7 protein-coding genes and 3 pseudogenes are annotated in these 9,977 nt (G+C 64.3%); 7 read left to right on the top strand and 3 right to left on the bottom strand.

Features of this window, described 5'->3' with window-relative positions; all coding sequences use genetic code 11:
- Positions 1-383, top strand: a 383-nt coding sequence (locus tag ACGFIZ_RS33425; protein ID WP_393427115.1) for an integrase core domain-containing protein, incomplete at its 5' end; no start/stop codon positions are given.
- Positions 384-417: 34 nt separating this feature from the next.
- On the opposite strand, the pseudogene ACGFIZ_RS33420 reads toward ACGFIZ_RS33425, so the two are convergent.
- Both ACGFIZ_RS33420 and ACGFIZ_RS33415 read right to left on the bottom strand, forming a co-directional pair.
- Positions 418-576: pseudogene (locus ACGFIZ_RS33420) on the bottom strand (transposase); the annotation flags it as partial.
- Between the two features lie 225 nt (positions 577-801).
- Positions 802-1,368 (bottom strand): transposase, encoded by a 567-nt coding sequence (locus ACGFIZ_RS33415; RefSeq protein WP_393427112.1) that lies wholly within the window; start codon positions 1,366-1,368, stop codon positions 802-804.
- Between the two features lie 198 nt (positions 1,369-1,566).
- On the opposite strand from ACGFIZ_RS33415, the gene ACGFIZ_RS33410 reads away from it, so the two are divergent.
- The 6 genes and pseudogenes from ACGFIZ_RS33410 to ACGFIZ_RS33385 all read left to right on the top strand — a co-directional run.
- The gene (locus ACGFIZ_RS33410; RefSeq protein ID WP_393427109.1) at positions 1,567-2,574 is read left to right on the top strand and encodes a polysaccharide deacetylase family protein; all 1,008 of its coding nucleotides are present in this window, start codon (positions 1,567-1,569) and stop codon (positions 2,572-2,574) included.
- Positions 2,471-5,035 carry an AMP-binding protein gene (locus ACGFIZ_RS33405; protein ID WP_393427106.1) on the top strand — a complete coding sequence of 855 codons (2,565 nt, stop codon included), beginning with the start codon at positions 2,471-2,473 and terminating at the stop codon, positions 5,033-5,035. Before ACGFIZ_RS33410 ends, ACGFIZ_RS33405 begins: the two co-directional genes overlap by 104 nt.
- 57 nt (positions 5,036-5,092) lie before the next feature.
- On the top strand, positions 5,093-6,244 hold the full coding sequence (locus tag ACGFIZ_RS33400) for a sugar ABC transporter substrate-binding protein (RefSeq protein ID WP_393427103.1): 1,152 nt from the start codon (positions 5,093-5,095) through the stop codon (positions 6,242-6,244).
- A gap of 2 nt (positions 6,245-6,246) precedes the next feature.
- On the top strand, positions 6,247-7,800 hold the full coding sequence (locus ACGFIZ_RS33395; protein ID WP_393427101.1) for a sugar ABC transporter ATP-binding protein: 1,554 nt from the start codon (positions 6,247-6,249) through the stop codon (positions 7,798-7,800).
- A gap of 38 nt (positions 7,801-7,838) precedes the next feature.
- On the top strand, positions 7,839-8,846 hold the full coding sequence (locus ACGFIZ_RS33390) for an ABC transporter permease (protein WP_393427098.1): 1,008 nt from the start codon (positions 7,839-7,841) through the stop codon (positions 8,844-8,846).
- Positions 8,847-9,062: 216 nt separating this feature from the next.
- Positions 9,063-9,369, top strand: a pseudogene (locus ACGFIZ_RS33385) (IS1380 family transposase); the annotation flags it as partial.
- Here ACGFIZ_RS33385 and ACGFIZ_RS33380 read toward each other — a convergent pair.
- Positions 9,330-9,734, bottom strand: a pseudogene (locus ACGFIZ_RS33380) (IS256 family transposase); the annotation flags it as partial. The pseudogenes ACGFIZ_RS33385 and ACGFIZ_RS33380 overlap by 40 nt on opposite strands.
- Positions 9,735-9,977: the final 243 nt, after the last annotated feature.

Here is a 9,977-nt window from a genome sequence, read left to right as displayed (position 1 = left end):
CACGCTCACGCAGCTCATCGTTGTACTTCTTCGGTGCGGGCATCGCTGGTGTTCCTCCCAGGTTTCGATGTCTCCATCAAACCCGGTGCGGAACACGGGCCTTCGCAGCCGCATGCCAGACGGCCGGCATCCGGCAGTCGATGAGCGCGGTCGGCAGCTCCGCCGACAACGCCGCCGCCGAATCGTTCAACGCCACCTTCAAACGCGAAACCCTGCAAGGCCGCCGCGCCTTCACCGACGAACGCGAAGCCCGACTCGCCGCATTCCGCTGGCTACACCGCTACAACACCGTCCGACGCCACTCCCGACTCGGACACCAATCCCCGATCACCTACGAGAAGAACACCCAACCGGCCCCCGCTACGCTGGCCCCGGCCGCATAAACCCCGTGTCCAAGATCAGGGGGGAAGCCCCCAGGCCGTGCCGGCCGAGCTTGTCGAGCAACCTACGCAGCCCCGCCTCGGTGTTGGGCAGTGTGGCGTCGTGCAGCCGCTTACCCTCGCGGCTCAGCGCGACCGCGTGATGTCCCTCCTTGCCGACGTCGAGTCCCACAAAGACGCCGAACCCGTCGTGCACGCCCTGCCTCCCCACCACCTCGTCGTGGCTCGGCCGCAGGTCAGGCGCCGGACTGCCGGCATCCACGTTACGAGGAGACCTACCCCGAGCACAGGGTGGTCGGGTCCCTATCAGCGGTCCGCCGACGCCACCCGGCCCGGCGACAACACCCCCCGGATCATGCGTACGACAGGGTCAGTAAGTCATACCGGGCCGGGCGACCGAGCAGTCCCCGGCTGGGGACGATCAAAAAGGTAACGGGCAGGTGGCGCAGGCGGTGCCGAAGTCGGCGGTGCCGTCACCGGCACGGTTCCGGCGGATCGGCACGGTGGTCCGGTTCGGGCAGGTCACCGTGTCGGCGTCGAGGTCGATGCCGAAGGCGCCTTTGGTGAACCGGCCGCCCGCGTTGGTCGCCGGCTGGGTTTTGACCTTGGCCTCGGTACCGGCGTCGTCGAGCTTCTCGAGGAACTCCGCAGCACCGTAGGCGGCATCACCGTAGACGGCTGGCCGGTCCTGACCGCCGTCCTGCCCGCTCTGGCCGTCCTGCCCGCCGGTGTCGTCCTGCCCGTCGGTGTCGTCCTGCCCGTCGGTGTCGTCCTGCCCGTCGGTGTCGTCCTGCCCGTCGGTGTCGGGCAGCAGGTCGATCATCAGGTCGGCGGCGGTCTGCGCGTCGCCCTGGTTGCCCGCGCTCACCTCGGTCGCGGTGATGATCTCGCTGTCCGGGTCGGCGGCGATATGGCCCTTGTACCCGTCGAAACCCCGCGCCGAGGTCTTGTGCCTGTGCCGGGCCTGCGGACCCACCGTGGAGATCACCCGATCGGCCCAACACCACCCAGGCCCCAACCCCAAACACCTCACTTAACCTAGATCGGCTTGTTCGTTGACGTGTCTGCCTGAGCCGAATGTGTGGGGACATACCACCGGACTGTGGTGCCCGAGCACGTTGATTCGGTGCAGCACCAGGAGCAGCATTCCTTGCGTCGCAGAGGACGACGCCGCAGAGAGGCAATTATGAGCGAACCGATTTCTCCGAACGGCCCGGTGAAAGTAGCCATTACGGTGGACGACTTCCTGCAGTGGAAGATGGTGCCGTTTCCGACCGGGTACAGCGCTGAGCGCGTGGTGTCGTCATTGACCTCGGCATTCGCTGATTTCGGGATCACCGATTGCTATGCGTTCTTCAGCACGGGTCCAATGGAGAAGGATCCGAGTCTGCGCGAGCAAGTCGAAGCGTGGTGTGCGGCAGGGCACCACGTCGGAAACCATACGCACAATCACGCCAGCCCCGATTGGGTACCGGCCAGTGCATTCACTGCAGACATCAAACTCTCCGAGGACTATATCGGCAGCTTCATCGAGGCGGCTCCGGTGAAGTACTTCCGGTATCCGATGGACATGTGGGGCGCCGAGGCCGACAAGGTTGCCGACATTCACCACTTCTTGGCCAAGGAGAACTACATCCCGGCGCCGGTCAGCTACTGGTTCTATGACGCTCAGTTCGTTGCGCCGTACTGGCGGGCAGTCGAGAGCGCGGACTCCGACGCGGCCGCTTGGCTGGTGCGGACTTACGCAGAAACGGCGGTCGACCAGCTCCGGCGCCACGCGGCGGTTTCTCGTGAGATGTTCGGCCGCGACCCGATCTTCATCTCGGTTTTTCACGGTACGGCTGTTACGTCCGATTCGGTGCGCCCGATGCTTGAGGCTCTGGTCGCGGCCGGAGTCGAGTTCGTATCGCTCGAGGAAGGGATGCGGGATCCGTTGAACGCGCTCCCAGCACCAATGCACACCCGCCTCTTCCGAAACAGCACCCAGAAGTGGGCCGACCACCTCGGTGTCTCCTTCGAGGGGATTCCGCCGTTGGAGACGTTGTCCAGGTTGGAGGAGGTCAGTCCGCGCGAGGGGATGTCCTACGAGGATGTCTTCGGCGCGATGCGCAACCACGCCGCTAAGGAAGTTGGCGGCACAGTTGCTGGCGGCGAGTTCGACTGGCAGAGCGCGGTGCGGCCGATCCATGACTGACCGGCCAGCACACCCGTTCGTTGCACCCCCTGACCGGGTCGCTGTCGTCATGGCTGCATCAGGTGCAGCCATGACCTATCGTGAACTCGCCGACGACTCGGCTCGGTTGGCCAATGTTCTCCAAGGAGCCAACCTCCCCGAGGGTAGTCCGATCGCGATCCTCTTGGGGAACTGCCCGGAGTACTTCGTGGCGTACTGGGGCATCCTCCGAGCCGGCCACCGCGTCACGACGCTCAGTACTCAACTGACACCAGATGAAGCCGCCTACATCGTGGGGGACTGCCATGCGAGCGGCGTAATCGTCGGCACGGACTTCGAAGGCACAGCGGCGAGGCTCGCCGAGATCGACCACCTGAAACTCAGGCTGGCAGTAGGGACGGGTCTGGTCGATGGGTACCGGAACATGCGGGAGGCCGTTGCCGCGGTATCGACTGAACGCCCGGACCGGGAGCGGCTAGGGAACGAGCTGCTCTACTCGTCGGGCACTACCGGGGCTCCCAAGGGTATCTGGCGGCCGATCGATCCGAACGCAGCCATCGACGAGCGGACGTTCTCCTTGGCATCGGTGTATGAGACGGAACTTGGCTTCGAGGACGGCGATGTCTACCTGAGTCCGGCGCCGCTGTACCACGCAAGCCCGCTGCGGTTCTGCGTCGCGACGCATGTGCTGGGCGGCACGGTGGTGGTACAGGAGAAGTTCGACGCCGAGGGAGCACTCAAGGCGATCGAGCAGCATCAGGTGACTCACAGCCAGTGGGTCCCGACGATGTTCGTCCGAATGCTGCAGCTGCCCTCAGAAGTTCGGCACGCTTACGATCTTTCGTCGTTGCGCGTGGCCGTTCATTCGGCTGCACCCTGCCCGGACGCAACCAAGCGTGCGATGGTGTCATGGTGGGGCCCGATCCTTTGGGACTTCTACGGCGCCTCGGAAGCCATCGGTCGGGCGTTCCTCGACCCGCAGGAATGGTCCGAGCGACCAGGATCGGTAGGGCGACCTGATCCGGAGCTGGTGCGGATCTGCGACGAGAGTGGTGCCGCACTCGAAGCTGGCCGGGTCGGAACGATCTACTTCAAGTGCGTGCGCCCCTTCGAGTACTTCGGTGACCCGGAAAAGACCGCTCGTTCCCGTCACCCAGAGGATCCGGAGTGGGTCACCGTTGGGGATGTTGGGCGATTGGACTCCGACGGGTACCTCTATCTCGCCGATCGGCAGTCCTTCGTGATCATCTCCGGCGGCGTGAACATCTATCCCCAGGAGGTCGAAAACGCGCTGGTTGGCCATCGCAAAGTGGCTGACGCAGTGGTGGTCGGCCGCCCCGACCCCGAGTTCGGCGAGTCCGTCGTGGCCTTCGTAGAGCCGGAGCCGGAGTTCTATGCCGACCCCGAACTGATCGAGGACATTCAAGGGCGGCTCCGTCGGACGTTGGCTCGCTTCAAACACCCCAAGTGGATTGAGGTGGTCCCTGAGGTGCCCAGGACGCCCGGTGGCAAGCCTGATGTGGCCGCACTGCGCGAGCTGGCAAGTCGATTGTCCGCTGCGCCGGCATCCGAGGCGCCGGACGTGGACGGCGGGGCAGCGGCAACAAGTCCCGTCGGGCGGTCGGCCCGGTGGGACAGTGGTCCGATCCTGGTCGATGATCGTGACGGTGTCCGGACAATCACCTTCAATCGTCCTGAGGTTCACAACGCGCAGAATCTCGAGATGTTGCGTGAGTTCGATGCCGCGATCGACGAGGTGGCAGCCGACCGCTCTGTCAGGGTGTTGGTGATCGCGGGCGCGGGGCGGAGCTTCTGCTCGGGCCACGACCTTCGGATGATGGGCGAGGACAAGACCTACTTCAGCAACTTTTCCAAGGTGGAGACTCGCAAGGAGCAGGAGAAGCGTTGGTTCGTCGACCCGGTTGCGAAGCTCCGCCACTTGCCGATACCCACCGTGTGTCGAATCCAAGGTCACTGTTTGGCTGCCGGACTCATGTTTGCCGCGGCGACTGACTTTGTCGTTGCGGGCGAGTCCGCGATATTCGGGTCCCCGATCCTGATGCACATGGGCGTCAACGAGGCAGAGGTCCCCAACTTCGCATCGAAAGTTGGCGAGAGCTGGGCCAAACGGGTGTTCTGGTTGGACGAGCGACTGTCGGCCGAGCAAGCCCGGCAGGCGGGTCTGGTGACATGGGTTGTCCCGGACGATGACCTTGACTCGAAGTTGGCGTGGCTCATCGAGCGGCTCCTGCGTGCGCCTCGCCAAGCGTTGGAACTGTCCAAGGAGAGCCTGCAGTATCTGGCGGACCTCCGGGGGGAGGCGCAGTTCCACACATTCCATTTCATGTCGCACCAGATCAGTCATGCGACTCACGAAGCGGGCGAGATTCTCAACGAGCGTCTAGCCCGCCTGGCGAAGTCCGAATCGGTGATCCCCGACCACGAATCGAGGTCATCTGGTGGCAGTCCTTCTACGTCGTAGTGGTCCTTCTGTGAATCGTGAAAAGGGAGAGTAGGCACAGGTATGAGGTATGCAAGATTGGCGATCGCCGCTGCGGCGGCGATGGTCCTCCTGACAGCATGCGGTGAGAATGATCCTTCCGGGAATCGTGGCAGCGATGCTAACGTTGCAGCCGTTGTCGCGCAGGCCAAGAGGGCAACCGAGGCCAACTTCGCCGGCACGGACCGTGAGCTGCCCGAGTCCGGGCCGAAGGCGGTACCCGGCAAGAAGGTCTGGGCGATTGCATGCTCACTCCAAGGTTCTGGATGTGCGTTGCCCGCCAAAGGTGCCGCGGCAGCAGGCAAGCACCTGGGCTGGGATGTGAAGGTGGTCGATGGCAAGCTCGATCCCAAGGTCTACAACCAGCAGATTCGAGCAGCCATCGCGGACAAGGCTGACGCGATCATGCTGTTCTCGGTGGATTGTGCAGCGACAAAGGGAGCCATTTCGGAAGCCCAGGCGGCTGGGGTCGTCGTGTTCGGCGCCAACGCCCTCGATTGCGACGACAAGTTCGCAGGTGGCGGCAAGCGGATGTTTGACGGCTATCTCCCGTGGGGCGAGAACCTCGACACCTATGGTCAGTTCCTGAGCACGGTGGTCGGACCGGCAATCGCCGACTGGGTGATTGCAGAGACCGACGGTAAAGCCTTTGTGGTGGAGCTGAAGCAGGACGACCTGGCTGTTACGCGCCACGTCGGCGAGTCGTTCCGGGCTCGCATGGCAGAGTGCTCGACGTGCACGGTTGAGTCGATCCCGTACACCTCTGGCGACATCTTCAGCGGCAAACTGCAGGGCAAGACTGCGGCCGGGCTCTCGAAGTTTCCGAAGGCCAATGTGGTGATGTCGCCCTTGGATGCCAACATCCCGGTTGGTGTGGGAGCTGCTGTCGAGCAGGCCCGGAAGGCGGGTCGCTCCGACCTCCTGTTGGCCGGCCACGAAGGTAGCCCGTCGTCACTCAAGCTGCTGCGGTCGGGTGTGCAGAACTTCGCAGTCGGTCGACCGATGACCTGGCTGGGCTGGGCTGCCGCCGACTCCTTGAACCGACTGTTCGCCAGCGGGGACGTTGTCGACTCGGGTATCGGTATCAAGTCGATGAACGCCGACAGCGTCCCGGACGTCGAGGAGTACGACGGCAACGCCGGTGCCGACGCCTACCAGCAGAACTACATCAGAATCTGGCAAGGCAAGTAACAGTGCGATCGAACGACTACATACTGCGGGTCGGTTCCCTGTCGAAGACATACGGCGCATCACGCGCTCTGGCTGAGGTGGACTTCGACGTTGCCCGAGGGAGCGTCCACGCCCTCGCGGGCGGAAATGGGTCCGGCAAGTCCACCTTGATCAAGGTGCTCGCTGGAGTCGTCCGGCCGGACCGGGGTGGCCACGTGGCCACCCCGGTCCGGAGCGAGCCAGCCGACCAGATCACGCCGTCGGTCTCCCGGCAGTTGGGGCTTCGGTTCGTTCATCAGGACCTTGGCCTCTTCGAGGACCTGTCGGTAGCGGACAACTTGCTGCCGGTTCTCGCACCGGGGGACAGCACGGCAGGCTTCCTCGGTCGGCAGTCGCTGCGTCAGCGGGCCAGGTCCATCCTCGACAGGTTCGAGCTGGATATCGACGCATCTCGGGACCTGCGTGAGTTGCGGCCTGCCGAGCAGACGCTGGTTGCCATCGCGCGCGCCCTCTCCGACTTCGAGGTGCCGTCCGGCGGGGTCGCGGACGGGGTCTTGTTCCTCGACGAGCCGACGGCTCGTCTTCCGCATGGCGAGGTGAGTGAGTTGTTGGAACGCTTGCGTGGGTACGTCGGCCGCGGGCACAGCATCGTCTTCGTCTCACACCGACTGGACGAGGTACTCGACGTCTGTGATGCGGTCACAGTGCTGCGCGACGGCGTGAAGGTGCTCGATAGCCCGTCGGCGGATCTGGCCCGACCCAAGCTCGTAGAGGCGATCGTCGGCCGACAGGTCGACAGCGCGAACGTCCGGAGAGGGAGGGCGGACGCTGAGCATCGAGAAGTACTCTCGGTGTCCGGGCTTCTCGGGGGGCCGCTCCGCGGAGTGGACCTGCAGGTCGGGGCCGGTGAGGTCGTCGGCGTCGCAGGCCTGGTCGGAAGTGGCCGGACCAGTCTGTTGGAAACGATCGCGGGTTTGCACCCGCACCTTGGCGGCTCGGTGAGGGTTGCCGGTCGAGAACTGTCGGGCGCTGGCTTTCGTACGATGCTGGCCAACGGGGTCGCTTACGTGCCCGAGGATCGCCTTCGTCTGAGCCTGTTCCCGGAAATGTCGGTATCGGACAATATCGTACCCAATGCGCTGCATCGCTACACCCAATCGGGGGTGTTCCGACCACGGAAGGCGAGCCGGGCCGCAGCGCGGGCGCATGCCCAGTACGGCGTCAAGTCGCCCGGCTTGGACGCGCCGGTCTCTGCCCTCTCAGGAGGAAATCAGCAGAAGGTCGTCATCGCGCGCTGGTTGTCGTTATTGCCGCGAGTGCTGCTCCTGGACGAGCCCTCTCAGGGTGTGGATATCGGGGCTCGGGCAGACATCTATCGCTTTATCGGCGCCGCTGCCGAATCGGGCGCCGCGGTCATTGTTGTCAGTTCCGACATCGAGGAACTCCTGGGGCACTGTACCCGGATTGTGGGCCTTCACGAAGGCGCCATTTCCTTCAGCAGGCCGACCGAATCACTCGCACGTAGCGAACTCATCAATCTGGTTTACGAGATGAACGAGAAAGTAGACCTCCGATGAACCAACGGACTGAAGTCCCCGGGCACGAGGCATCACGCGTGTCGAAGACGGTTGAAATCCCATCTAGGCAGCTGTCGGGGGCCAAGGCAGCGGTGGTCGACTTCCTGTCCAAATACGCACTCGTCGTCGGCTTGGTGGGCCTGACGCTCTACTTCGCTATCTCTCCGCAAACGTCCGAAACGTTCTCAAGTTGGACGAATGTTCAGACGATCGTGGCCAGCGAATCCGTTGTCGGCATCGTCGCGCTGGCCGCATTGGTCCCCTTGGTGGCGTTCCGCTTCGATCTGTCCTTGGGGGCAAATGTCACAGTGTCGGCGATCGCGACTGCTCACGCCGTCGCTAATTGGGAGGTTCCAACGGCCGTCGGCGTCATCATCGGGATCAGCACTGGGGCATTAATCGGTATCGTGAACGGTTTGCTGGTGTCGCTCTTCCAAGCCAACTCGCTGGTGATCACGCTGGGCACAGCGACGCTTCTCAGCGGGTTGAGCGCACTATTCTCGGGGTACGACATCATCCTCGGCGTGTCCGACTCCATGACGGACTTCGGGGCGACGTCCTTCCTGGGCATCCCGAAACCAGCATGGTTGCTGCTGATCTGCGTCCTGGCCGTGACGGTGCTGTTGCGGTACACCGTCGTTGGTAGGCAATTTTCCCTCATCGGCTCGAACGAGAAGGCGGCCAAGCTGGTCGGCGTTCCGGTCTCGGGGAGGGTGGCGTTCAGTTTTGTGATCGCTGGTGCTCTCGCCGGGGTTGCCGCGGTGCTATTGGTCTGCCGTACCGGATCGGCTTCGACTGGGATCGGCGAAGGATTCATGCTGCCGGCGTTGGCAGCAGTGTTCCTGGGGTCGACCACGATCAAGCCGGGGAGGTTCACCGTCGCCGGAGCGATCGTCGGCGTCTTCTTTGTTGCGGTTGCTGTCAACGGCTTGACACTCGCGGGCGTCGATGACTGGGTCGAGCCGACCTTCACCGGCGCCGTGGTCGTGGTGGCTGTAGCACTCTCGGCGGTTCTGATGGCCCGGAGTCGTGGTGCACGGCTGTGACGGATGTCAGGAAAGGCACTGGAAGTGAAACTATCGCACTCGTGGTCCAAGGCCACGCCGTTGTTCGATGATGAGCACTTGGTGTCGTCGGCGGGGTTGACGCCGGTGATGGCGCTGGCCGAGCAGGCCGGGCTCTTGGAACTGGTTGACGGCCGGGTCGGGCTCGGCCCGACCGGGGTCGCCTCGGCGGGGGTGAACCCGGCGGGAAAGGTGTCCTCGATCATCGCGGGGATGGCCGCCGGCGCAGCATCGACGACCTGCAGGTGATCCGCTCCGGGGGATGAAACGGCTGTTCGGCGGTGTGTATGCGCCGGCCACGCTGGGACAGTTCCTCCGCGAGTTCACCCACGGCCACAGCCTGCAGCTGGCCTCGGTAGCGCGGGCGCACCTGGTGAACCTGGTGCAGCGGACCGACCTGCTGCCCGGGATCGAACAGCGGGCGTTCATCGACATCGACTCGCTGCTGCGCCCGTACGGGCACGCCAAGCAGGGCGCCAGCTTCGGGCAAACCAAGATCGCCGGGTAGAGCAGCGGCAGCACCTCCGAGCTTTTCGGCGACTTCCGGGACCACGCGGGCAGGATCGTCGAGGAGAACCGCTTCCGCTGCCCGGTGGCCTCGTCGACCCGCTTGTCGTTGACCCGCGGCGCGCACACCGGGATCGCGCCCGCCGCCGTGGTCGCCTCCCGCGGCTCGTGATGACCGTTGCGGACCACCAGCCGATGGCCGTGCTCGTCGACCTCCTCGCGGAACGCCTCGACGTACGCGGCGACCTCAGCCTCCAACGCCGCGGCCAGCATCTGCCGCGCGCCGTCGCGCACGATCTCGTCAAGCAACGACCCACCGGCCGGCTCGTTGGACGCCGCGGCGTCGTGGACTACTTTGAGCATGGGTGCACCTTCCCGAGCCGGCGCGCCAACGCCGACCCTGATCAGACTGTTACTGGGCTTCGATCTTGCTCGGGAGGTGCGCCCGCTTCATGTCACCTCGCCGAGAGCCATCCACAGGTTCTGATCATTTGCTCGTCTGGATCTGGAGCCAATGCCACGTAGCCTAATTTGATCATGTTGTTGTGCTGGTCGTTTGTGCCCGGACGGGCTTCCGGCGGGTGTGGTGCGGCGGGCGGGTCAGCG

It is taken from the genome of Micromonospora sp. NPDC048830, from assembly GCF_043198215.1.
Classification (GTDB): Bacteria; Actinomycetota; Actinomycetes; order Mycobacteriales; family Micromonosporaceae; genus Micromonospora.
The sequence above is the reverse complement of the archived record's forward strand: the minus strand, read 5'-3'. Positions and strand labels throughout refer to the sequence as shown.

Coding starts and splice junctions, on each gene's coding strand:
- ACGFIZ_RS33410 (WP_393427109.1), top strand. CDS start 1,567: ATGAGCGAACCGATTTCTCCGAACGGCCCGGTGAAAGTAGCCATTACG.
- ACGFIZ_RS33405 (WP_393427106.1), top strand. CDS start 2,471: ATGTCTTCGGCGCGATGCGCAACCACGCCGCTAAGGAAGTTGGCGGCA.